Raw genomic sequence first — 21,450 nt, 5'->3', positions numbered from 1 at the left:
GGGTGCTCTCCAGCTCTCCAGAAAACGGGCATTGTGCCGGCGCTAGGATGCCGCCCCATGGGACACCGACTCACACAGATCAGCACCCGCACGGGTGACGACGGCAGCACCGGCCTGGGCGACGGCCAGCGCGTGCCAAAGAACCACCTGCGCATCGCCGCGATGGGCGATGTCGACGAGCTCAACTCGCAACTGGGCGTGCTGCTGGCCGAGCCGCTGCCCGACGATGTGCGCGAACTGCTGGTCGTCATCCAGCACGAGCTCTTCAACCTCGGCGGCGAGCTGTCCATCCCGGGCTACACGCTGCTGAAGGTCGAGGCTGTCGTCCGTCTGGACGAGGCCCTGGCGCACTACAACGCCCAGCTGCCGCGGCTGCAGGAATTCATCCTGCCGGCCGGCACCCGCAGCGCGGCGCTGGCGCATGTCGCCCGCACGATCGCGCGGCGGGCCGAACGGGGGGTCGTTGCGCTGGCGGGCGTGGAAGCGGTCAACGAGGCGCCGCGCCACTACCTCAATCGGCTGTCGGACCTGCTGTTCGTGCTGGCCCGCGTGCTCAACCGTGCCAACCTTGACGGGCTGGGCGGCGACGACGTCTATTGGCGCAGCGAGCGGCTGGCGAAGGACCAGGCCGACTCGTCAGGCGCCGACGCTGACCCGGCTCAATAACTGACCTTGCCGGTCGCGACGTCGACCCGCACGGATTCACGACCGGACGCCGCGACGGCAGCGCGCGCGAACTGCGCGGCCCAGGCGGCATCGGCGAACTGCTCGGGTCCGCCGGTGGCCGCCAGCGCCAGCAGCTTGTCGGCCACCAGCACCTTGCCGGAGGCGCGCAGCGGCTCGCAGTCGAGCGCGATGAACTGCTCGTCGAGCCAGCGGCGCGCATCGAGCGCGTCCAGGCCACCTTCGGTGTTCAGGCTCACCTGCTCGCGTTCGGACCAGCTGACGGTGACGTGGGGCATGTCGGTTTCTCCGCTATCGGGTTGATCGGGTCGATGCTAGCGGGGCGCCGACGACACGATCAACCGGCAGATCAACCGATGGCGTCCTGGAGCCGCCTCAACCGCGTTGCGCCCGCACCGCGTCGGACAGGGTCTGCAGCACGGCGGCCGAGTCGTCCCAGCCGATGCAGGCATCGGTGATGCTCTGGCCATAGGCCAGCGCGGCCGGGTTGTCCTGGCCCGGGTTGAACTTCTGCGCGCCGCCGACGAGGTGGCTCTCGACCATCACGCCGAAGATCGATCGGCTGCCGCCGGCCATCTGCGCGGCAATGTCGCGGGCGACGTCGATCTGGCGCTGGTGCTGCTTGCTGCTGTTGGCGTGGCTGCAGTCGACCATCAGGCGCTGTTCGAGCTTGGCGGCGCCCAGGTCGGCACAGGCGGCGGCGACGTTGGCGGCGTCGTAGTTCGGCGCCTTGCCGCCGCGCAGGATGACGTGGCAGTCGGCATTGCCGCGGGTCTCGACGATCGACACCTGGCCGTTCTTGTGGACCGACAGGAAATGGTGCGGACGGGCCGCCGCCTGGATCGCGTCGGTGGCGATCTTGATGTTGCCGTCGGTGCCGTTCTTGAAGCCGATCGGCGCCGACAGGCCCGAGGCGAGCTCGCGGTGCACCTGGCTCTCGGTCGTGCGCGCACCGATGGCGCCCCAGCTGATCAGGTCACCGATGTACTGCGGGCTGATGGTGTCGAGGAACTCGCTGCCGGCGGGCATGCCCAGCCGGTTGATGTCGACCAGCAGCTGGCGCGCGATGCGCAGGCCCTCGTCGATGCGGAAGCTGCCATCCAGGTACGGGTCGTTGATCAGACCCTTCCAGCCGACCGTCGTGCGCGGCTTCTCGAAGTAGACGCGCATGACGATCTCGAGCGTGTCGGCGTGCTGTTCGCGCAGCGGCAGCAGGCGGCGGGCGTAGTCGAGCGCGGCGGCCGGGTCGTGGATCGAGCACGGGCCGATCACCACGAGCAGGCGGTCGTCGCGGCCATGCAGGATGTCGCGGATCTTCTGGCGCGTGCCGGAGACCAGGCCCTCCACGGCGGTGCCGCGGATCGGGAAGAAGCGGATCAGGTGCTCGGGCGGCGGCAGCGGGGTCACGTCAACAATCCTTTCGTCATCGGTCTGCGAGGTCTTGTCGATCGGGGCCTGCCAGCGTTGGGCGGCTTGGTCGTGCGGAGCGGTCATGGTCGGGTCCTGTGATGACGAGGTCGAAGGAGGGAAGCAGGAGGAATTCAAGGGGCAAAAAAAAACCGCCGGGCTATCCGGCGGTTCTTGATCGGTCTGTCGCTGCTCTGCGCGTGCGTTCAGGCCTCTCCTCCGCCGGTGCGGTGCGAGAACCAAAAGTACGCAAAGAAAAACGAGTACCGAGACATGCAAAAGACTTTAGCACGCGGATCCTGACGACCCGCCTACGTGATGACCCGAGGGTGGCGAGAAAGCCGCAACGGCCGGGAAGGCCGATCAACACGGGCTTCCTGGCCGTGTCGTCGACTCAGCCGGTGCCGCCGACGGTGATGCCGTCGATGCGCAGCGTCGGCTGGCCGACGCCCACCGGCACGCTCTGGCCTTCCTTGCCGCAAGTGCCCACGCCGGGGTCGAGCGCGAGGTCGTTGCCGATCATCGAGACGCGGTTCATCGCGTCCGGGCCATTGCCGATCAGCGTCGCGCCCTTGACCGGGTACAGCAGCTTGCCCTTCTCGACCCACCACGCCTCGCTGGCCGAGAACACGAACTTGCCGCTGGTGATGTCGACCTGGCCGCCGCCAAAGTTGCTGGCGTAGAGGCCGCGGTCGATGCTGGCGATGATCTCCTCGGGCGTCTTGTCGCCCGGCAGCATGTAGGTGTTGGTCATGCGCGGCATCGGCACGTGGGCGTAGCTCTCGCGGCGGCCGTTGCCGGTCGGGGCAACCTTCATCAGGCGCGCGTTGGTGGCGTCCTGGATGTAGCCCTTGAGGATGCCGTCCTCGATCAGCACGTTGCGCTGCGAGGCATGGCCCTCGTCGTCGATGTTGAGCGAACCGCGCCGGTCGGCCAGCGTGCCGTCGTCCAGCACGGTCACGCCCTTGGCGGCGACCCGTTGGCCGATGCGGCCGGAGAAGGTGCTCGAACCCTTGCGGTTGAAGTCGCCTTCCAGACCGTGGCCGACCGCCTCGTGCAGCAGGATGCCCGGCCAGCCCGAACCCAGCACGACGGTCATCTCGCCGGCCGGTGCGGCCTGGCTGTCGAGGTTGGTCAGCGCCGCATGCACGGCCTGGTCAACGTAGCGGGCGATGACGTCGTCCTGGAAATGGCCCATGCCGAAGCGGCCACCGCCGCCGGCCGACCCGATCTCGCGGCGGCCGCCCTGTTCGGCGATCACGGTGACCGACAGGCGCACCAGCGGGCGGATGTCGGCGGCCAGCGTGCCGTCGGCGCGGGCGATCAGCACGACGTCGTATTCGCCGGCCAGTCCGGCCATCACCTGCACCACGCGCGGATCCTTGGCGCGCGCCAGGCGCTCGACCCGTTCGAGCAGCGCGACCTTGGCGGCGCTGTCGAGCGTGGCGATCGGGTCCATGCCCGGGTAGAGGCTGCGGCTGGCCGCGACCTGCTGCGGCGTGTCGACCTTGACCCGCCGGCTCTGCCCGGCCGCCGCGATGCTGCGCACGGTGCGGGCGGCGTCCAGCAGGGCGGCCTCGGAGATGTCGTCGGAGTAGGCGAACGCCGTCTTCTCGCCGGCCACCGCGCGCACGCCCACGCCCTGATCGATGCTGAAGCTGCCGCTCTTGACGATGCCTTCCTCCAGGCTCCAGCCCTCGCTGCGGGTGTACTGGAAGTAGAGGTCGGCGTCATCGACCTTGTGCGCCGAGATCGTGTTGAGCGCCTGCCGCAGATGCGCGTTGTTCAGGCCATAGGGCTCGAGCAGCAGCTGGCGGGCGATGACGAGGCGTTCGAGGGTGGGTTCGCGGGAAATCATGAGGCGATTCTAGGCAGCGGGTGAAAGGCCTTCGGACAAAGAAAAACCCCACGGCGGGGCCGTGGGGTTGAGCGCGGGGTGATCGTGTGGAAAGTCAGTCTTCGCGCTTGATCCGGGTGGCGATCAGCTGATTGGTCGAGCGGTCGAAGTTGCCCTTGATCTCCAGCTTCATCGTGCCCAGATTGGCCTCGGTCACAGGCGTATCCAGCACCGAGGGGGTGTAGGACACCGTGATCGGATCCGTGTTGCGCTTGGTCACGACGAAGGTGTTGGCCGTCGTGTTGATGGTGCCGATCTCGGAGGCCAGGACGTAGAACTCGCGCTCGTTCTCATTGCTGATCTCGATCTTGGTCGCGACGAGCTGGCCGGACGCATTGATGGTCCCCTTCACCTCGATGACACCGGTCTCGGTCGGAAGCGTTGCGTAGCTCAGGCTGCTGCTGTTGTCGTAGGTGACGCCACTGCTCGCCACCAGCACCTCGACGCCATTGATGACCAGGAGGGTGCTGTTGGTGCCGACGGTGGCCGACTCCACATAGCCCTGGACCTCGACACGCGAGCGGTCACTTCGTTCCAGCGCGCGGCTGCGCTGCGACTTGATCTCGGTGACGACCCAGCCATTCGATGGCCGCGCAGCGGCCGGCGTGATGCGGGCGCGCACGAAGGGGCTTGCGCCCGTCGGCACGGTGACACCGGTGAGATCGACCGCTTCTCCACCAATCTGGTAGTTGCCTGCGGTCCCGGTCAACGGGCCTGCAAGGCGGAACTGGAAGCTGCTGCTCAGGCCGGAAAGGCCTGCGTCGGTCGCCGCCTTGATCTCGATGTAGGTTGCGACCCAGTCGGTGGCGGCAGCCGGCGCAGCGCGCCGCCCGTGAACCTTCACGATCTGGCCGAGGCCGAGTCCCAGCGACGACGACACGCCAGAGGACCGATGGACGAAGGTGTTGGCCGTGACCGAAACGGTCTGGCCCATCAGCGTGATCGAGCCATTGCCGTTCGAATCGAGCGTGGCGGCGGTCACTTCGCCTGCGAGGTCGCTGTGAATCTCGAAGGCCTTGGCCACGCAGACCGGCGTGGCGGCAGACGAGCAGCTGCTGTCGTCGTACGAGACTTCGACCGACATGCCAAGGCGCAAGCGGCTGTCGTCGGAAGCGTCCTCGCCCGAGACAGAGATGCCGCTGTCGTCGTATCGGACCCCGCCGATGACGACCGAGCCGAAGCCGTTCACCGTGCCGGCTGCAGAACCGGTGCCGCCGGCACCGACGCCGCCACCGCCGCCGCAGGCCGCGATCACGGCGGCGGCGAGGCCGGCGAGGGTCAGTTGCAGCAGTCGCCGGGCCGGCGCCACGGAATCGCGAGAGGTGATGGATGTCATGTTCTGGCTCCTGGAAGGGATACGACGAGCGGCGCAGCCGGGTTGCAGTCGGTTCTTGGCCTCGATGTGGGAAATCATCCCATCTTCAGTCCCGGTCGGCAAGGCCTACCTTGTAAGCCAAACTCTCGAAGCTGAACGCCCACCTGGCGCAACAACCGTGACATCTGCCCTGCCTGACCGGCTCATCGCCCACCTCGACATGGACGCGTTCTACGCGTCGGTCGAACTGGCGCGCCGGCCCGGGCTGCGCGGCAAGGCGGTGGTGGTCGGCGGACGCCGTTCCGCGCCAGCCGATGCACCGGAAGGGGCGCCGCTGAAGGACTACGTCGGCCGGGGCGTCGTGACGACCGCGACCTACGAGGCGCGCGCCTTCGGCGTCCACTCGGGCATGGGCCTGATGAAGGCGGCCGTGCTGGCGCCACATGCCGTCCTGCTGCCGGCCGACTTCGACGAGTACCGGCGCGTCTCGCGGCTGTTCAAGGCGGCCGTGGCCGAGCTGGCACCGACCATCGAGGACCGCGGCATCGACGAGATCTACATCGACCTCAGCGACCTGCCCGGCGCGCGCGATCCGGTCGGCCACGACCCGCTCGGCGGCCTGAGGGCGCTGGCGCGCGACCTGAAGAACAACGTGCGCGCGGCGACCGGCCTGAGCTGCTCGATCGGCGTGTCGCCCAACAAGCTGCTGTCGAAGATCGCCAGCGACCTCGACAAGCCCGATGGCCTGACGGTCGTCATGCCCGAGGACATCGCCACGCGGATCTGGCCGCTGCCGGTCGGCCGCATCCACGGCGTCGGCCCGAAGGCCAGCGCGCGGCTGATCGAGCTGGGTGTGCACACGATCGGCGAGCTGGCGCAGAGGCCGCTGGACTGGCTGGTCGAACACTTCGGCGACCACCACGGCGTCTGGCTGCAAGAAGCGGCCCACGGCCGCGACAACCGGCCGGTGGTGCGCGACAGCGAACCGGTGTCGATGAGCCGCGAGACCACCTTCGACCACGACCTGCACCCGCGCAACGACCGCACGCGGCTGTCGGAGATCTTCACGACGCTGTGTCAGCGGGTCGGCGACGACCTGGCGCGCAAGGGCTACGTCGGCCGCACGGTGGGCATCAAGCTGCGCTTCGACGACTTCCGCACGGTCACCCGCGACCTGACGCTGGAGGCGCCGACCGACGACGGTGCGGTGATCCGGGCGGCGGCCGGGCAGTGCCTGAAGCGCATCACGCTGTCGCGGCGGATCCGGCTGCTCGGCGTGAGGGTCGGCAACCTGAGCCGGCCCGGGGCGCTCGCGGCGCCCGCGATCGGCAAGGCCGTGGCACCGAAGGCTGCGAGGAATCCGGCCCGTGCGGCGGATGCGGAACCGGACAAGGCGCCACCGCGCGCGGTGCGCAGCGCCCCGGTCGATGTCTATTCGCTGCCGCTGTTCGACGACGACGGCGCGCAGGCCGCACCGCCGTCCGCTGGCTGAGCGTCCGAGCCGGATGGGCCGTTCGGCAATCGCCACATCCAGATCAGCACCGCCGAGCAACACAGCGCGGGCAGCCAGGGCACGACCGGCATCCGGGTCCAGGCCCAGGCGCTGCCGCCGGCCATCATCACGGCCGCCAGTTGCTTGGCGCGCAGCGGAATGGCACGGTCACGGCGCCAGCCGATGACCATCGGGCCGAAACGGGGGTGATCCAGCAACCAGCGTTCCCAGCGTTCGCTGCCACGCGACCAGCAGGCGGCGGCCAGCAGCACGAACGGCGTCGTCGGCAGCAGCGGCACGACGATCCCGACGATGCCGACGATCAGGCTGATCGCGCCGGCCAGCATCCACAGCGGTCGTCTCATCGCGAGCTCCAGCGGGAGGGTCGGGGGAACGGGGAAAGCGGGAGAGTGGGGAGACGCAGCGTTGGTGCCGGCTGTCCGAATCGAACGGACGACCTTCCGCTTACAAGGCGGGTGCTCTACCAGCTGAGCTAAGCCGGCTGCGTCGCTCTGACATGCAACGGGGCGCGATTCTAGGTCGCACCCCGGTGCCCACTACTTGATGCGCTTGAGCGACGGCCGCGGCGTGCCACCCGGGGCGGGCGGCACGGGATCGTCGTCGCGATCGGACGTGTCGTCGCCCGAAGACCCCGCCGATGCACCCGCGCCATCGCTACCCGGCACGCTGCCCGGCACGCTGGCCAGTCGCAGGCCGACGACCGGCGCCGGCGCGTGGTCCTGCGACTGCGCATGGGCACCGTCCGACGATCCGCCGACCTGCTCGCCGCCGACGATCGGCGTCGATTCGGTCGGCACCGGGAAGGCCATGCCCTGGCCGTTCTCGCGGGCGTAGATCGCGATCACGTGGTCGACCGGCACGATGATGTCCCGCGCCACGCCACCGAACCGCGCCTTGAACTCGACGTAGTCGTTGCCGAGGCTGAGGCCGTTGGTCGCGTCGATGCCGACGTTCAGCACGATCTCGTGGTTCTTCACGTACTCCATCGGCACCTGCACGCTCGCATCGACGTAGACCGCGATGTAGGGCGTGTAGCCGTTGTCCGTGCACCAGTCGTGCAGCGCACGGATCAGGTAGGGCCGGGTCGAGGTGGCCTGGGCGTCAGGCGCGGTCGGGATGGGCATCGTCGCGGCGCCTTCTTACTTGCGCATCACCTTCTCGGACGGCGTCAGCGCCTCGATGTAGGCCGGGCGCGAGAAGATGCGCTCGGCGTACTTCAGCAGCGGCGCCGCGTTCTTCGACAGGTCGATGCCGTAGTAGTCGAGGCGCCACAGCAGCGGCGCGATCGCCACGTCGAGCATCGAGAAGTCGTCGCCCAGCATGAACTTGTTCTTGAGGAAGATCGGCGCGAGCTGGGTCAGGCGGTCGCGGATCTGCGAACGGGCCTTCTCGAGCTGCTTGTCGTTGCCTTTGGGCACGCCACGACCTTCGAGCACGTTGACGTGCGCGAACAGTTCCTTCTCGAAGTTGAAGAGGAACAGGCGCACGCGGGCACGCGCGACCGGGTCACCCGGCATCAGCTGCGGATGCGGGAAACGCTCGTCGATGTACTCGTTGATGATGTGCGATTCGTACAGGATCAGTTCGCGCTCGACGAGGATCGGAACCTCGTTGTACGGGTTCATCAGCGCGATGTCCTCGGGCTTGGCGAACAGGTCGACGTCGCGGATCTCGAAGTCCATGCCCTTCTCGAACAGGACGAAGCGGCAGCGATGCGAATAGGGGCAGGTGGTGCCGGAGTAGAGGACCATCATGGCTGGAGTCGCTCCCAAGAGGACGCACAAAAGAGGCGGGACACAAAAACAAAATCGCGCAGCAACGGTTGCCCGCCACTGCGCGCCGACGCCGGGAGCCTTTCAGGCTCCCTGGCGGTCAGGCCTTCACTTCACATCTTTCCAGAACGCCGCGTTCAGGCGCCAGGCGATGACGGTGAAGATCGACAGGAACAGCAGGACCCAGGCACCCAGCTTGACGCGGGTGGTCTGTGCCGGCTCGCCCATCCACTGCAGGTAGGCCACGAGGTCGGCCACGGTGCTGTCGTACTCGGCAGCGCTCAGCTTGCCGGGCGAGACCTGCTCGAAGCCCTTGAACACGTGAACCTTCTTCTCGTGGTCGTGCGGATCGGCCTGCTCCTCGTACACCGCGCGGCGAACGCCCTGCAGTTCCCACAGCACGTGCGGCATGCCCACGCTCGGGAAGGCCAGGTTGTTCCAGCCGGTCGCCTTGGTGTCGTCGGCGTAGTAGGTGCGCAGGTAGGTGTAGAGGTAGTCGGCACCGGAACCGCCGGAGCCGGCGCGCGAACGCGCGATGACCGTCAGGTCAGGCGGCGTGGCACCGAACCACTCCTTGGCCTGGCGCGGATCGAGGTTGACCTTCATGGTGTCGCCGACCTTCTCGGTGGCGAACATCAGGTTGGTCTTGATCTGCTCCTCGGTCAGGCCGATGTCGCGCATGCGGTTGTAGCGCATGAACGCGGCGGAGTGGCAGTTCAGGCAGTAGTTGACGAACACCTTGGCACCGCGCTGGAGTGCGCCGGTGTCGTGCAGCTTGTCGACGGGGAACTTGTCCCACTCGATCCCGCCGGTGTTGGCGTGGGCAGCCGGCGCCAGCAGGGCGGCGCAGGCGACCAGGGATGCGAGCAAGGCGGCAATACGCTTGATCATGATCGTGATGACTCCGTGCCGACTCAGTGGGCTTCGAACGTGACGCGGTCCGGGACCGGCTTGAACTCGCCGATCTGGCTCCACCACGGCATCAGCAGGAAGAAGCCGAAATAGAACAGCGTGCCGGCCTGGGCGATCAGGGTGCCGATGTCCGACGGCGGCTGGATGCCGAGGTAGCCCAGCACCAGGAAGAACACCACGAAGATGCCGTAGAGCACGCTGTGCCAGCTCGGGCGGTAGCGGATCGACTTGACCGGGCTGTGGTCCAGCCAGGGCAGGAAGAACAGGATGATCACGGCGCCGCCCATCACGACCACGCCCCAGAACTTCGCGTCGAAGGTCTTGAGCAGCGCGATGGCGATCAGGCCGCCGATCAGCACCAGGCCCTTGGCCTTGCCCGACAGGCCGCCCTTGAGCACCGTCAGCACGGCACCGGCGGCGACGATCACGCTCAGCACGTTGACCATCACGTCGGTGGTCGCCCGCAGCATCGAGTAGAACGGCGTGAAGTACCAGACCGGCGCGATGTGCGCAGGCGTCTTCAGCGGGTCGGCCGGGATGAAGTTGTTGTACTCCAGGAAGTAGCCACCCAGCTCCGGCCCGAAGAACACGATCGCCGTGAAGATCATCAGGAAGCCGCCCACGCCCAGGATGTCGTGCACCGTGTAGTAGGGGTGGAAGGGGATGCCGTCCAGCGGGATGCCGCGTTCGTCCTTCTTGGCCTTGATCTCGACGCCGTCGGGGTTGTTCGAACCCACTTCATGCAGCGCGATGATGTGCGCGACCACCAGGCCCAGCAGCACCAGCGGCACCGCGATGACGTGGAAGCTGAAGAAGCGGTTGAGCGTCGCGTCGCTGACGACGTAGTCGCCGCGGATCAGCAGCGCCAGGTCCTGGCCGACGAAGGGCACGGCGGCGAACAGGTTCACGATCACCTGCGCGCCCCAGTAGGACATCTGGCCCCACGGCAGCAGGTAGCCCATGAAGGCTTCGGCCATCAGGCACAGGAAGATCGCGCAACCGAAGATCCACACCAGCTCGCGCGGCTTGCGGTAGCTGCCGTAGATCAGGCCGCGGTACATGTGCAGGTAGACCACGACGAAGAAGGCCGAGGCGCCGGTCGAGTGCATGTAGCGCACCAGCCAGCCCCAGGGGACGTCGCGCATGATGTATTCGACCGAGGCGAACGCCAGCGCCGCGTCGGGCTTGTAGTGCATCACCAGGAAGATGCCGGTGACGATCTGGATGACCAGCACCAGCAGCGCGAGCGAGCCGAAGAAGTACCAGAAGTTGAAGTTCTTCGGTGCGTAGTACTCCGACAGGTGCTCCTTGTAGAGCTTGGATGCCGGGAAGCGGTTGTCGACCCAGGTCAGGAGCTTGAGTGCCGCCGATGCGTCGGCGGGAGCCTCTTTGAATTCAGCCATGTTGTCCTCGGTTCCTCGTCAGGCCTTCTTGTCTTCGCCAATCAGCAGCTTGGTCTCGGACAGGTACATGTGCGGCGGCACCTCGAGGTTGTCCGGCGCGGGCTTGTTCTTGAAGACGCGGCCGGCCAGGTCGAAGGTCGAACCGTGGCAGGGGCACAGGAAGCCGCCGGTCCAGTCGTCGGGCAGCGACGGCTGCGGGCCGGCCTGGAACTTGTCGCTCGGCGAGCAGCCGAGGTGCGAGCAGATGCCGACGACCACGAGGTATTCCGGCTTGATCGAGCGCGCGGTGTTCTTGGCGTAGTCGGGGATCGGGTAGGCCTTGCGGTCCGAGTTCGGATCGGCCAGCTGGCCGTCGAGCTTCGCCAGGGCGTCGATCTGTTCCGGGGTACGACGCACGATCCAGACCGGCTTGCCGCGCCATTCGACCGTCATCTTCTCGCCGGGCTTCAGGCCACCGATGTCGGCCTCGACCGGCGCACCGGCCGCCTTGGCGCGCTCGGACGGAGCAAATGTGCTGACGAAGGGCACCGCAACGGCCACGCCGCCGATCGCACCTGCGCAGCTCGACGCAATCAGCCATGTCCGCTTGGCCTGGTCGACTTGCTGGTCACTCATGTGAGTCCTCGTGGAAAAGTAAACCGGTCTGTTATGGGAGCAACCCGCGATTCTAGTCCACGCCCCGAGGGATTCCCTGACAGCGGCAGTCGCGGAAAACGGGCGCTGCGGCCGGCGGCTGTCAAAAAACGACAGCGCCGCAGCCCCATGTCCGCCCGGTTGACAGCCCCGGCTCCCCGGGAATACTGCACGCCGGGGCGATACCCAAGCGGCATCGCCCTCGAACCCACAACATCTCCGAGGAGCGCGCGATGAGCGTGATGAGCGAATTCAAGGACTTTGCCGTCAAGGGCAACGTGGTCGACCTGGCGGTCGGCGTGATCATCGGCGGCGCGTTCGGCAAGATCGTCGACTCGCTGGTCGGCGACGTGATCATGCCGATCGTCGGCAAGATCTTCGGCGGCCTGGACTTCAGCAACTACTTCATCCCGCTGGCCGGCCAGACCGCCACGACGCTGGCCGAGGCCAAGAAGGCGGGCGCGGTGCTGGCCTACGGCAACTTCATCACCGTGGCGCTGAACTTCGTGATCCTCGCCTTCATCATCTTCATGATGATCAAGCAGATCAACCGCCTGAAGGCCGAACCCGCACCGGCACCGGCCGCTCCGGCCGAACCGGCGCCGCCGGCCGAGGACATCGTGCTGCTGCGCGAGATCCGCGACGCCCTGAAGCGCTGAGCCCGGCTCGGGTCACCCGTGGCCTGCGCGCCACGGGGCAGCAACCCGATACACACCTGACGCGCGCGCACCACGTCGCGACGGGGTCGACTCCTAAGATGCAACGCACCCCGTCGGCGCTGCACCACAACGTCGGCCCCCGGATTGCCGACGTTTGCCAGGTCCGAGGGTCGCCAAGGACCCTGATTGGCCCCGACCCTGCCCACCGGCCTGCGCGCTCCCCTGCCCTTCGACCCGGCGCTGGTCTGCATCGCCGGGCAGTGGCGCCGGCCGCAAGGCCTGCACACGCTGCCGCTGGTCGACCCGTCCACCGGCGCCGAGCTGGGCCGCATCGCCCGGGCCGGCGCCCCGGAAGTCGACGCCGCCGTGCAGGCCGCCCGCTGCGCCTTGCGCGCCGACGAGCCCGGCAGCTGGGCCCAGGCCAGCCCGCACGAACGTGGCCTGTGCCTGCAGCGCATCGCCGCGCTGGTGCGCGAACGGGTCGACGAACTGGCCCGGCTGGAGGCGCTCGACGCCGGCCTGCCGCTGTCACGCGGTCGGGCCGACGCGATGGCGCTGGCGCGACGCCTCGAAGGCTGGGCCGCCCATGTCGGCCAGGCCGGCAGCAGCGCCCAGCCGGCCATGCCGGGACAGACGCTGCTGAGCTGGCGCGAACCGCTCGGCGTCATCGGCCTGATGCTGCCGACGCAAGGCAGCCTGCCGCTGCTGGGCGACTGCGTCGGCGCGGCGCTGGCGGCCGGCAATGCCTGCATCGTCAAGCCGGCCGAGACGGTCGTGCTGAGCGTGCTGGCCTTCGCCCATATCTGCCACGAGGCCGGCCTGCCGGCGGGCACGCTGAACGTCGTGCCCGGCCTGAGCCAGGAGGCCGGTGCGGCGCTGGTCGAACACCCGGGCGTCGCCCACATCACCGTCGCCGGCTCGTCCCAGGCCGCCGCCGCCGTGCGCGCGCTGGCCAGCCGGCATGGCAAGGACCTCACCGTGCTGCAGGTCGGCAGCCTGCCGCACCTGGTGTTCGAGGACGCCGACCTGGACCGCGCCGTGCCGGAGCTGGTCGCCGCCGCCGTCCACCGTTCCGGCCAGAGCCTCGTGCGGCCGACCTGCATCCTGGCGCGGCGCAGCATCCACGCGGCGCTGGTCGAACGGATGGCGCAGCGCTACCGGCAGCTGCGGGTCGGGCCGGCGCTGGCCGACCGGGACCTCGGGCCGATGACCTCGCCGCACCGGCGCGACCAGGTCGAGAGCCAGATCGCCTTCGCCGGCGAGAGCGGCCTGCGGCTGGTGGCCCAGGGCGAGATCGACGACGAGACCGCCGCGCAAGGCGGCTACTGGGTCCGCCCGACCCTGCTGACGCCGTGGACGGCCGCCTGGACCCGCCGCATCGCCGTCGACCCGGCCGGACCGGTGCAGGTGGTGATCCCGTTCGACGACGAGGACGAGGCGCTGGCCCTTGCCCATGCCTGCGAGCAGCTGCGCGGCGCCAGCCTGTGGACCCGCGACGGCGCGCGGCAATGGCGCCTGGCGCACGGGCTGCGCTGCGACCGCATCAGCATCAACGGCGCCGACGATCCCTGCACCTCGACGGCGGCCGGCCAGGCGCCGTCACACGCCAGCTGGGGGCTGGACCTGCGCGAGCGCTACACGCGCGTCAAGTCCATGCGCATCCAGCACGACTAGGCCGGCGGCGCGCCCCGCGACGATCACTTCAGCACGGCCGCCATCGCCCGCGCGGTGGCCTCGACGTTGCCGGTGTTGAGACCGGCCACGCACATGCGCCCGGAGCGCACGAGGTAGACGCCGTGGACCTCGCGCAGCGTGTCGACCTGCGCGGCGCTCAGGCCGGTGTAGCTGAACATGCCGCGCTGGCTGAGGAAGTAGCCGAAGTCGCGGCCCGGCAGCATCTCGCTCAGGACCGCGTGCAGGCGCTGGCGCATCGCCTGGATGCGCACGCGCATCGCGCCGAGTTCATCGGACCACTGCTGCTGCAGCGCCGGGGTGCCGAGCACGCGGGCGACGATGCGCGCGCCGTGGGTCGGCGGGCTGGAGTAGTTCTTGCGCACGGCCATCTGCAGCTGGCCTTCGACCAGCCGGGCCTCCGCCGTCGTCGGGCAGACGACGCTGAGGCCGCCGACACGTTCGCCGTAGAGCGAGAAGCTCTTCGAGAAGCTGTTGGCGACGAAGAACGCCAGGCCCGAATCGGCCAGCGCCCGCAGCGCGAACGCGTCCTCGGGGATGCCGTCGCCGAAACCCTGGTAGGCGATGTCGACGTAGGGCAGCAGCTCACGCTCGACCAGCACGGGGATCAGCTCGCGCCACTGCGCGTCGCTCAGGTCGACGCCGGTCGGGTTGTGGCAGCAGGCGTGCAGCAGCACGATGCTGTGGCGCGGCAGGCCGCGCAGCGTCTCGAGCATCGCCTCGAAGCGCAGGCCCCCGGTGGCCGCGTCGTAGTACGGGTAGGTGTGAACCTGGAAGCCGGCGCCTTCGAACATCGCGCGGTGGTTGTCCCAGGTCGGGTCGCTGACCCAGACGGCCGAGCCGGGGAAGTACTTCTTCAGGAAGTCGCCACCGACCTTCAGGCCGCCCGAGCCGCCCAGCGTCTGCAGCGTGACGACGCGGCCTTCGCGCACCGCCGGGTGGTCGGCGCCGAACAGCAGGTGCTGGACCTGCACGCGGTAGTCGGGCAGGCCGAGCATCGGCAGGTAGGAACGCGGCCCGATGGCCTGCGCCAGCTGCGTCTCGGCCTCGCGCACGGCAGCCATCACCGGCAGGCGGCCGGCATCGTCGAAGTAGATGCCGATGGACAGGTTGATCTTGTCGGCCCGCGGGTCCTTCTGGAAGTTCTCGTTGAGCGTCAGGATGGGATCGCCGGCGTAGGCATCGACGTGTTCGAACATGGCTGGACTCCGGGGCGCGGGTGGGGTGTCGGAAGGGGTGTGTCGGAAAGGCGCGGATTATCGGCGCGCCCCATCGGCCGGAACGCGCAGGCCGAAGTCGGCAAAAACGGACAAGCGCGACACCGCGCAGGCCCTGCGCCCCCTCGATCGCGGGGTCACCCCCCGAGCGTCGCCAGCCCTGGCCTTGACCCTGTCGGCGCGGCGCCAAAAGATGGGCGACCGTTGCGATCTGTAACGGCAGCAACCAGGGATCAGCATGACCACCACGCACCGGGTGGCCTTCGTGGGCTTCACGCCGTTCGAGCACAGCACGCTGGAAAGCTACTTCCGCCTGGCCGCCGCGCGCGACACGGTGAGCTACGTCGTCGGCGTCGACCTGCAGGACTGCGACCTGGTGGTGGCCGATGCGGAGCAGCCGGAGGCCGTGCTGGCCGTGGGCCGTGCCGGGCGCATGCGCGACGCGGTGCTGGTGGGTGGCGCGATCGCGCCGGCCAGCGTCGGCGCCCATCTGGCGCGCCCGATCGACGCGCTGCAGATCCGCCGCGCGCTCGACGCGCTGGCCCAGCGCAACCCGCCGCGCCCGAGCGGCCGGGCGCGCCAGCAGGCGGCCGACAGCCCGCAGCAGGTCGGCGACTTCCGCACCAGCACGGGCTACAGCAACTCGGTGATGGTGGAAGGCGAACTGCGGCTCGACGAGGTGCTGGTCGTCAGCGCCAGCCCGGCCGAACGCAGCGTGCTGGAAGAACTGCTCGGCCGCTGCGGCTATGGCGTCACGACGGCCCGCACGGCCGAGAAGGCGATCGAGCTGAGCGAGAGCCGCAGCTTCGGCTTCGTCTTCCTGGGACTGGGCCAGGACGGCATCGACAGCTACCAGGTCTGCCGCCGCATCCGCCGCCATCCGACCCGGAGCGGCGTCGCGCCGGTGGTCGTCGCGCTGGCCCATCGCAGCGGGGCGGTCGACCGCATCCGGGCGACCTTCGCCGGGTGTGACGCCTACCTGACCACGCCGCTGGACGGCAACGAGCTGATGCGTGTGCTGGCCCAGCATGACCGGACCTTCGAACGGGTCTTCGAGCCGACAGCGCCGATCCCGCAGTAGTCGCAAGCGCGGTGCGCCCGCCGGTCAGCGGCCCTGCCAGGCCGCCAGCAAGGTCGCGCCGAGGATCAGCGCGCCGCCGATCAGCAGCATCGGGCCGAGCGTCTCGCCGGCCCACCAGGCGGCCGACAACGACGCGAACACGACCTCGCAGGGCATCACGACCGACGTGACGTTGGCCGGCAGCCGCGACGCGCCGTACTGCAGCGCCAGGTTCGACAGCAGGAAGGCGAAGGCCAGCCCCAGCGCCGGCACCAGCCAGGCGGCCTGCAACGGTGGCGGCGGCTGCAGGCCCAGCCCGGACAACGCGCCCAGGCCCAGCGAACCGGCGCTGATCACCACCAGCGACACCATCGCGCCGCCGCCGAACATCGCCAGCGCGCGGCCTTCCTCGGGCAGGCCGGCGGCGCGCTTGAGCATCACGTTGTTGAGCGAGAAGCAGAAGCCGCCGGCCAGCGCCAGCAGGTCGGCCAGCAGCGGCATCGCGGCCGGTCGGACCGGCTGGCCGGTCGAGGACTCGTGGCCCGAGGTGATCACCAGCGCGGCGCCGGCCAGCGCCATCGCCACCCGCAGCCAGACCCGCGCGTCGGCACGCTCGTGCAGCAGCCAGCGGGCCAGCATCACCGTCCACAGCGGCGTCAGGTAGAACAGCAGCACGACCCGGCTGACGTCGCCGATCGTCACGCCCCAGTTGAAGCAGAGGTTGGTGCCGCCTGAGGCCAGCGCGATGAGCCACAGGCTGCGTTGGCGCAGCAGCTGGGCCCAGGCGCCCGGCTTCAGCAGGCCGACCACCACGACCGCGAAGCCGTAGATCAGCACAGTGCTCCACAGCGCGTGCAGGCCGGCCGATTGCAGCTGCCGGAACGGCCACCAGGACAGGCCCCAGGTCAGGGCGTTGAACATCAGGGCCAGCACGGCCAGGCCGCTGACGCGGCTCGACGAGGTCATCGCGAAAGGGAGCGCGAGCGGCTCAGTGGCCGTCGCTGCGCGCCACCGACAGCAGGCGCGCCAGCTCCTCGGGGTGCTCGCGCAGGTTGCGCTGATGCCAGCGGCCGATCAGCCACATCGTGCCGGCCACCAGCAGGCCGAAGATGGTGATGGCGCCGAAGGCGGAGAGCCCGCCGCGCGTCATGCCGGTGTAGAAGGCGCCGAGCGCCAGGATGCAGGCCTGCTCGTTGAAGTTCTGCACGGCGATCGAACGGCCGGCGCCCATCAGGTTGTGGCCGCGGTGCTGCAGCAGCGCGTTCATCGGCACGACCAGGAAGCCGCCGAGCCCGCCCAGCAGGATCAGGAAGGGCGCCGCCAACCAGACGTTGTCGATCACGTTCATGCCGACCACCAGCAGGCCCATCGCGATGCCCAGCGAGATCACGCGGGTGGCCTGGTCCAGCTTCATCGCGACCGACGCGACGACCGCCCCGACCGCCGTGCCGACGGCCACCACGCCGACCAGCGACGAGGCCTGCGTGGTCGTGTAGCCCAGCGCCGCCGCCGCCCAGGCCAGCACGATGTAGCGCAGGTTGCCGGAGACGCCCCAGAACAGCGTCGTGGTCGCCAGCGAGATCTGGCCGAGCTTGTCGTTCCAGAGCTTGGCGTTGCAGTCGGAGAAGTCGCGAACCAGCGCCAGCGGCTGGGCCGGGAAGGGCTGCAGCTCGGCGTCGGTGCGCGGGATGTAGAGGTTGAACAGCGCCGCGACGATGTAGAGCGAGACCAGCGAGGCGATCGCCGATTCGGCCGGCGAGTCGATGCCGGTGTTGACGAAGGGCACGTCGACCGTCGTCAGCCACGGCGCGATGTGGGGGCCGACCAGCTGGCCGCCGAGCAGCACGCCCAGGATGATCGAGCTGATCGTCAGGCCCTCGATCCAGCCGTTGGCCTTGACCAGCTGCGACGGCGGCAGCAGCTCGGTCAGGATGCCGTACTTGGCCGGCGAGTAGGCCGCCGCGCCCAGGCCGACCACCGCATAGGACAGCAGCGGGTGCGTGCCGAACAGCATCAGCAGGCAGCCGACCACCTTGATGCTGTTGGAGAAGAACATGACCTTGCCCTTGGGCACCGCGTCCGCGAAGGCTCCGACGAAGGGCGCCAGCACGACATAGAACAACGCGAACATCGGCACCAGCGCGGCCCGTTGCCATTCACCGGCGCCCGAAGTGCGCAGCAGTTCGACCGCGGCGACGAACAGGGCGTTGTCTGCCAGCGAGCTGAAGAACTGCGCTGACATGATGGTGTAGAAGCCTTTTTTCATCCGGCTCAGGTGGGGTGAGCGACTCCTGCCGGACAGCCACTGACGCCAGGACGGGCGGAAGGGCCGGGATGCACCGAGGGTCGCGTTGGACGCGGCGGGGTTATAGCACGGCACCTGTGGCGCCCCGGCCCGATCCACACCCGCCAACAAGGGCCTGTCGCGGGCATCTGCACGGGTCGGCGGGCCGACTCTTTCAGCTCCGGACCGGCTGGCAGAATCTTGGCCATGCCGCGCCCGATCGAAGCCCTGATCCACCCCGATGCCATCGCGCACAACCTGGGCATCGCCCGACAGAAGGCCGGCGACGCGCGGCTCTGGGGCGTCATCAAGGCCAATGCCTACGGGCATGGCATCGAGCGCGTCTGGCCGGCCCTGGCGGTCGCCGACGGCCTGGCCCTGCTGGACTTCGCCGAGGCCCAGCGCGTGCGCGATCTCGGCTGGCGCGGGCCGATCCTGCTGCTCGAAGGCTGCTTCGAGGCGCGCGACCTGGAGCTGTGCTCGCGCCTGAACCTCTGGCACGTGATCCACCACGACGAGCAGATCGCCTGGCTGGCCGCGCACAAGACCCACCAGCCGCACCGCGTCTTCCTGAAGATGAACACCGGCATGAACCGGCTGGGCTACACGCCGCAAGCCTGGCGCGGTGCCTGGGTGCGGCTCAATGCCTTGCCGCAGGTCGACGAGATCTCGCTGGTCACCCACTTCTCGGACGCCGACGGGCCCAAGGGGATCGACGCGGCGGTCGACGCCTTCGTCTCGGTCACGCACGACCTGCCCGGCGAGCGCAGCCTGGGCAACAGCGCGGCAATCCTGCGCCATGCGCACCGGCCCGAAGTCCGCGCCGACTGGGTCCGCAGCGGCATCCTGAGCTACGGCTCGGCGCCCGACTACCCCGAACACGACATCGACCACTGGCAGCTGATCCCGGCGATGACGCTGCGCAGCCGCCTGATCGGCCTGCAGGACCTGCAGCCCGGCGACACCGTCGGCTACGGCAGCACCTACCGTGCCGAACGCGCGATGCGCATCGGCATCGTCGCCTGCGGCTATGCCGACGGCTACCCGCGCCACGCGCCGACCGGCACGCCGGTGCTGGTCGACGGTGTGCGCTGCACGACGGTGGGCCGGGTCTCGATGGACATGCTGGCGGTCGACCTGACGCCGGTGCCGCACGCCGGCATCGGCACCGAGGTCACGCTGTGGGGCCACGGCCCGCACGGCACGCAGCTGCCGATCGACGCGGTCGCGCACCCGGCCGGCACGATCGGCTACGAGCTGATGTGCGCGCTGGCCGCGCGGGTGCCGACACACGTCGCGCCCTTGCCGGCCGGCCTGGCGCCATGAAGCCGGTGCGCATCTCGCCCGACGAGGTGCACCTGTCGGCCATCCGCGCCCAGGGCGCTGGCGGACAGAACGTCAACAAGGTCTCGAACGCCGTCCACCTGCGCTTCGACATCGGCGCCTCCAGCCTGCCCGACGAGGTCAAGGCGCGCATGGTCGCCCTGCCCGACCACCGCATCACGCGCGACGGCGTGGTCGTCATCAAGGCCCAGGAATCGCGCAGCCTGGAGGCCAACCGGGCCGAGGCGCTGGCGCGGCTCGACGAGCTGCTGCAGCGCGCGCTGTTCGTGCCCAAGGACCGCAAGGCGACCCGGCCGACCTTCGGCTCGAAGCAGCGGCGGCTGGAGGGCAAGTCGCACCGCGGCGCGATCAAGTCGGATCGTCGACGGATCGACGGCTGACCCGCCAGGCGGCGCTCGCCGTCAGTGAACCTTCATGTGGCGCGTCGATATTCCTGCGTTCCCACATGACCGCTCGCAGGCCTTGCGCATGACATCGACCTTCACCCGCCGGCGCCGCTCGGCCCCCTCGCTCCGGGCCTGGCTCCGGGCCGGGCTGTTCGCCTCGCTGTTCGCCACGCTGGCGCCGATGACGGTGGCCGCCCAGTCCGTCCCCTCCGGCGACGGGCCGCAGCCGCGTCCGTTGATCCCCGACAGCGCCTGGCTGAGCGGCCGCAATGCCCACCTCGCGCTCGGCCTGGGCACGTTGGCCCTGATCGGCCTGACCGCCGTGACCGCGCCCGACGATGGCGGCGACTGCGAGCAAGGCTGCACCGCCGGCACGACGCCACGCCGGACGTCCGGCACGGCACACACCCGGCTGGGCCGCGCAGCCTCCGTGTTCGCGGCGGCGACGGTGACGACCGGGCTGGTATGGCACTGGAACGACTTCCACCTCGAGGACGGCCTGTCGGATCCGGACAACCAGCACGTGCTGCTGGGCCTGGGCGGCGCGTTGCTGATGATGGCGGCCGTCAACAGGTCGATGCACTCGACCGTGCCGACCCAGCACGCAGGCACGGCGGCTGCAGGTGGCGTGGCGATGGCCGCGGCCATCAAGCTGACTTGGTGAGCGCGATGTCGAGACTTCTCCCCTGGATGGCCCTTTGCCTGGCTCTGCTGACCGCACCGGTGCGGGCACAGGCCCCCGCGCCCGCACCTTCACCCGGGTCCTGGTTCGGCTGGATGCTCACCATCGACCGCCTGAAGGAGATCGAGCCGGTCACCGACCCCGACTGGCGACGCGAATGCGGCGACTGTCACCTGGCCTACCCACCCGGCCTGCTGCCGGCGCGGTCATGGCAGGCGCTGCTGGCACCGGAGGCGCTGGGGGCGCACTTCGGTGTCCATGCGGAACTCGAACCCGCCGTCCGGGAGCGGCTGCTCGAACTGGCCAGCCGGCAGGCGGCCGATCGGTCCTGGCACAAGCGCTCACGCAAGATCGCCGTGGCGACGGCCAGCGGCCCCGCGCCACTGCGGATCTCCGAGGTGCGGACGATCGCGCGGGCCCACACGTCGATCGCCGCCGAGGTGCGTTCGCAGCGGGTCGGCGTGACGTCGATGGCGGCCTGCGAGCAGTGCCATCGCCAGGCCGCCGAAGGCATCTTCGAAGGCGCGGGCGTACGCGTGCCGGAACGAGCACGCTGATCGGCAACGCGGATCGGAAACGCGGGTCACGGC

Annotated in this window: 22 protein-coding genes and 1 tRNA gene; 9 read left to right on the top strand and 14 right to left on the bottom strand. The window is 69.4% G+C overall.

Annotation, left to right across the window (positions count from 1 at the left end; translation table 11 throughout):
- Positions 1-57: 57 nt before the first annotated feature.
- Positions 58-666 (top strand): cob(I)yrinic acid a,c-diamide adenosyltransferase, encoded by a 609-nt coding sequence (locus ACWA7K_RS00755; RefSeq protein WP_456164679.1) that lies wholly within the window; start codon positions 58-60, stop codon positions 664-666.
- On the opposite strand, the gene ACWA7K_RS00750 is transcribed toward ACWA7K_RS00755, so the two are convergent.
- The 4 genes from ACWA7K_RS00750 to ACWA7K_RS00735 form a co-directional block, all read right to left on the bottom strand.
- Positions 660-962: a hypothetical protein gene (locus tag ACWA7K_RS00750; RefSeq protein ID WP_456164677.1), complete on the bottom strand. Its 303-nt coding sequence runs from the start codon at positions 960-962 to the stop codon at positions 660-662. The genes ACWA7K_RS00755 and ACWA7K_RS00750 overlap by 7 nt on opposite strands.
- Before the next feature lie 97 nt (positions 963-1,059).
- Entirely contained in the window at positions 1,060-2,178 is a 1,119-nt protein-coding gene (locus tag ACWA7K_RS00745; protein WP_456164675.1) for a 3-deoxy-7-phosphoheptulonate synthase, read from the bottom strand.
- Positions 2,179-2,485: 307 nt separating this feature from the next.
- Positions 2,486-3,949 (bottom strand): metalloprotease TldD, encoded by a 1,464-nt coding sequence (gene tldD, locus ACWA7K_RS00740; RefSeq protein ID WP_456164673.1) that lies wholly within the window; start codon positions 3,947-3,949, stop codon positions 2,486-2,488.
- A gap of 94 nt (positions 3,950-4,043) precedes the next feature.
- Positions 4,044-5,324 carry a DUF5666 domain-containing protein gene (locus ACWA7K_RS00735; RefSeq protein WP_456164671.1) on the bottom strand — a complete coding sequence of 427 codons (1,281 nt, stop codon included), beginning with the start codon at positions 5,322-5,324 and terminating at the stop codon, positions 4,044-4,046.
- Between the two features lie 199 nt (positions 5,325-5,523).
- On the opposite strand from ACWA7K_RS00735, the gene dinB reads away from it, so the two are divergent.
- A complete protein-coding gene (gene dinB, locus ACWA7K_RS00730; RefSeq protein WP_456168636.1) occupies positions 5,524-6,795 on the top strand; it encodes a DNA polymerase IV in 1,272 nt (423 codons plus the stop codon).
- Here the strand turns inward: dinB and ACWA7K_RS00725 are convergent.
- From ACWA7K_RS00725 to petA, 7 genes are all read right to left on the bottom strand, one after another.
- Entirely contained in the window at positions 6,735-7,160 is a 426-nt protein-coding gene (locus ACWA7K_RS00725; protein WP_456164669.1) for a YbaN family protein, read from the bottom strand. The genes dinB and ACWA7K_RS00725 overlap by 61 nt on opposite strands.
- A gap of 62 nt (positions 7,161-7,222) precedes the next feature.
- Positions 7,223-7,298, bottom strand: a tRNA-Thr gene (locus ACWA7K_RS00720).
- A 54-nt stretch (positions 7,299-7,352) separates the two neighbouring features.
- Positions 7,353-7,940, bottom strand: coding sequence for a ClpXP protease specificity-enhancing factor (locus ACWA7K_RS00715; protein ID WP_456164667.1), 588 nt, complete (start codon positions 7,938-7,940; stop codon positions 7,353-7,355).
- Positions 7,941-7,955: 15 nt separating this feature from the next.
- The gene (locus ACWA7K_RS00710; RefSeq protein WP_130482952.1) at positions 7,956-8,570 is read right to left on the bottom strand and encodes a glutathione S-transferase N-terminal domain-containing protein; all 615 of its coding nucleotides are present in this window, start codon (positions 8,568-8,570) and stop codon (positions 7,956-7,958) included.
- Positions 8,571-8,696: 126 nt separating this feature from the next.
- Positions 8,697-9,479 carry a cytochrome c1 gene (locus ACWA7K_RS00705; RefSeq protein ID WP_456164665.1) on the bottom strand — a complete coding sequence of 261 codons (783 nt, stop codon included), beginning with the start codon at positions 9,477-9,479 and terminating at the stop codon, positions 8,697-8,699.
- Between the two features lie 23 nt (positions 9,480-9,502).
- A complete protein-coding gene (locus ACWA7K_RS00700) occupies positions 9,503-10,903 on the bottom strand; it encodes a cytochrome b (RefSeq protein ID WP_456164663.1) in 1,401 nt (466 codons plus the stop codon).
- Between the two features lie 18 nt (positions 10,904-10,921).
- Entirely contained in the window at positions 10,922-11,518 is a 597-nt protein-coding gene (gene petA, locus ACWA7K_RS00695) for a ubiquinol-cytochrome c reductase iron-sulfur subunit (protein ID WP_456164661.1), read from the bottom strand.
- Positions 11,519-11,769: 251 nt separating this feature from the next.
- Between petA and mscL the strand changes: the two genes are divergently transcribed.
- Both mscL and ACWA7K_RS00685 read left to right on the top strand, forming a co-directional pair.
- On the top strand, positions 11,770-12,195 hold the full coding sequence (mscL, locus tag ACWA7K_RS00690) for a large conductance mechanosensitive channel protein MscL (protein WP_456164659.1): 426 nt from the start codon (positions 11,770-11,772) through the stop codon (positions 12,193-12,195).
- 186 nt (positions 12,196-12,381) lie between these two features.
- Positions 12,382-13,869, top strand: coding sequence for an aldehyde dehydrogenase family protein (locus ACWA7K_RS00685; RefSeq protein WP_456164657.1), 1,488 nt, complete (start codon positions 12,382-12,384; stop codon positions 13,867-13,869).
- Positions 13,870-13,892: 23 nt separating this feature from the next.
- On the opposite strand, the gene ACWA7K_RS00680 is transcribed toward ACWA7K_RS00685, so the two are convergent.
- Positions 13,893-15,086 (bottom strand): amino acid aminotransferase, encoded by a 1,194-nt coding sequence (locus tag ACWA7K_RS00680; protein WP_456164655.1) that lies wholly within the window; start codon positions 15,084-15,086, stop codon positions 13,893-13,895.
- Between the two features lie 256 nt (positions 15,087-15,342).
- On the opposite strand from ACWA7K_RS00680, the gene ACWA7K_RS00675 reads away from it, so the two are divergent.
- Positions 15,343-16,185: a response regulator transcription factor gene (locus ACWA7K_RS00675; protein WP_456164653.1), complete on the top strand. Its 843-nt coding sequence runs from the start codon at positions 15,343-15,345 to the stop codon at positions 16,183-16,185.
- A gap of 24 nt (positions 16,186-16,209) precedes the next feature.
- Here the strand turns inward: ACWA7K_RS00675 and ACWA7K_RS00670 are convergent, their stop codons facing one another.
- Complete coding sequence (locus tag ACWA7K_RS00670; RefSeq protein ID WP_456164652.1) at positions 16,210-17,130, bottom strand: DMT family transporter; 921 nt, start codon at positions 17,128-17,130, stop codon at positions 16,210-16,212.
- 22 nt (positions 17,131-17,152) lie between these two features.
- Complete coding sequence (gene lplT / locus ACWA7K_RS00665) at positions 17,153-18,430, bottom strand: lysophospholipid transporter LplT (RefSeq protein ID WP_456164650.1); 1,278 nt, start codon at positions 18,428-18,430, stop codon at positions 17,153-17,155.
- Between the two features lie 225 nt (positions 18,431-18,655).
- Between lplT and alr the strand changes: the two genes are divergently transcribed.
- From alr to ACWA7K_RS00645, 4 genes are all read left to right on the top strand, one after another.
- Positions 18,656-19,774, top strand: coding sequence for an alanine racemase (alr, locus tag ACWA7K_RS00660; protein WP_456164649.1), 1,119 nt, complete (start codon positions 18,656-18,658; stop codon positions 19,772-19,774).
- On the top strand, positions 19,771-20,172 hold the full coding sequence (gene arfB, locus ACWA7K_RS00655; RefSeq protein WP_456164647.1) for an alternative ribosome rescue aminoacyl-tRNA hydrolase ArfB: 402 nt from the start codon (positions 19,771-19,773) through the stop codon (positions 20,170-20,172). The genes alr and arfB overlap by 4 nt, the downstream gene beginning before the upstream one ends.
- An 88-nt stretch (positions 20,173-20,260) precedes the next feature.
- The gene (locus tag ACWA7K_RS00650) at positions 20,261-20,842 is read left to right on the top strand and encodes a hypothetical protein (protein ID WP_456164645.1); all 582 of its coding nucleotides are present in this window, start codon (positions 20,261-20,263) and stop codon (positions 20,840-20,842) included.
- Between the two features lie 113 nt (positions 20,843-20,955).
- Positions 20,956-21,417, top strand: coding sequence for a hypothetical protein (locus tag ACWA7K_RS00645; protein WP_456164643.1), 462 nt, complete (start codon positions 20,956-20,958; stop codon positions 21,415-21,417).
- The last annotated feature ends 33 nt before the right edge of the window (positions 21,418-21,450 follow it).

Source organism: Leptothrix mechoopdaensis (SeqCode), from assembly GCF_053893855.1.
This window is presented reverse-complemented; position numbering and strand designations above follow the sequence as displayed.

Bases quoted from the DNA above. Each gene is read 5' to 3' on its own strand.
- ACWA7K_RS00755 (WP_456164679.1), top strand. From the start codon at position 58: ATGGGACACCGACTCACACAGATCAGCACCCGCACGGGTGACGACGGC.
- ACWA7K_RS00750 (WP_456164677.1), bottom strand. From the start codon at position 962: ATGCCCCACGTCACCGTCAGCTGGTCCGAACGCGAGCAGGTGAGCCTG.
- ACWA7K_RS00745 (WP_456164675.1), bottom strand. From the start codon at position 2,178: ATGACCGCTCCGCACGACCAAGCCGCCCAACGCTGGCAGGCCCCGATC.
- tldD (WP_456164673.1), bottom strand. From the start codon at position 3,949: ATGATTTCCCGCGAACCCACCCTCGAACGCCTCGTCATCGCCCGCCAG.
- ACWA7K_RS00735 (WP_456164671.1), bottom strand. From the start codon at position 5,324: ATGACATCCATCACCTCTCGCGATTCCGTGGCGCCGGCCCGGCGACTG.
- dinB (WP_456168636.1), top strand. From the start codon at position 5,524: ATGGACGCGTTCTACGCGTCGGTCGAACTGGCGCGCCGGCCCGGGCTG.
- ACWA7K_RS00725 (WP_456164669.1), bottom strand. From the start codon at position 7,160: ATGAGACGACCGCTGTGGATGCTGGCCGGCGCGATCAGCCTGATCGTC.
- ACWA7K_RS00715 (WP_456164667.1), bottom strand. From the start codon at position 7,940: ATGCCCATCCCGACCGCGCCTGACGCCCAGGCCACCTCGACCCGGCCC.
- ACWA7K_RS00710 (WP_130482952.1), bottom strand. From the start codon at position 8,570: ATGATGGTCCTCTACTCCGGCACCACCTGCCCCTATTCGCATCGCTGC.
- ACWA7K_RS00705 (WP_456164665.1), bottom strand. From the start codon at position 9,479: ATGATCAAGCGTATTGCCGCCTTGCTCGCATCCCTGGTCGCCTGCGCC.
- ACWA7K_RS00700 (WP_456164663.1), bottom strand. From the start codon at position 10,903: ATGGCTGAATTCAAAGAGGCTCCCGCCGACGCATCGGCGGCACTCAAG.
- petA (WP_456164661.1), bottom strand. From the start codon at position 11,518: ATGAGTGACCAGCAAGTCGACCAGGCCAAGCGGACATGGCTGATTGCG.
- mscL (WP_456164659.1), top strand. From the start codon at position 11,770: ATGAGCGTGATGAGCGAATTCAAGGACTTTGCCGTCAAGGGCAACGTG.
- ACWA7K_RS00680 (WP_456164655.1), bottom strand. From the start codon at position 15,086: ATGTTCGAACACGTCGATGCCTACGCCGGCGATCCCATCCTGACGCTC.
- ACWA7K_RS00675 (WP_456164653.1), top strand. From the start codon at position 15,343: ATGACCACCACGCACCGGGTGGCCTTCGTGGGCTTCACGCCGTTCGAG.
- ACWA7K_RS00670 (WP_456164652.1), bottom strand. From the start codon at position 17,130: ATGACCTCGTCGAGCCGCGTCAGCGGCCTGGCCGTGCTGGCCCTGATG.
- lplT (WP_456164650.1), bottom strand. From the start codon at position 18,430: ATGAAAAAAGGCTTCTACACCATCATGTCAGCGCAGTTCTTCAGCTCG.
- alr (WP_456164649.1), top strand. From the start codon at position 18,656: ATGCCGCGCCCGATCGAAGCCCTGATCCACCCCGATGCCATCGCGCAC.
- arfB (WP_456164647.1), top strand. From the start codon at position 19,771: ATGAAGCCGGTGCGCATCTCGCCCGACGAGGTGCACCTGTCGGCCATC.
- ACWA7K_RS00650 (WP_456164645.1), top strand. From the start codon at position 20,261: ATGACATCGACCTTCACCCGCCGGCGCCGCTCGGCCCCCTCGCTCCGG.
- ACWA7K_RS00645 (WP_456164643.1), top strand. From the start codon at position 20,956: ATGCTCACCATCGACCGCCTGAAGGAGATCGAGCCGGTCACCGACCCC.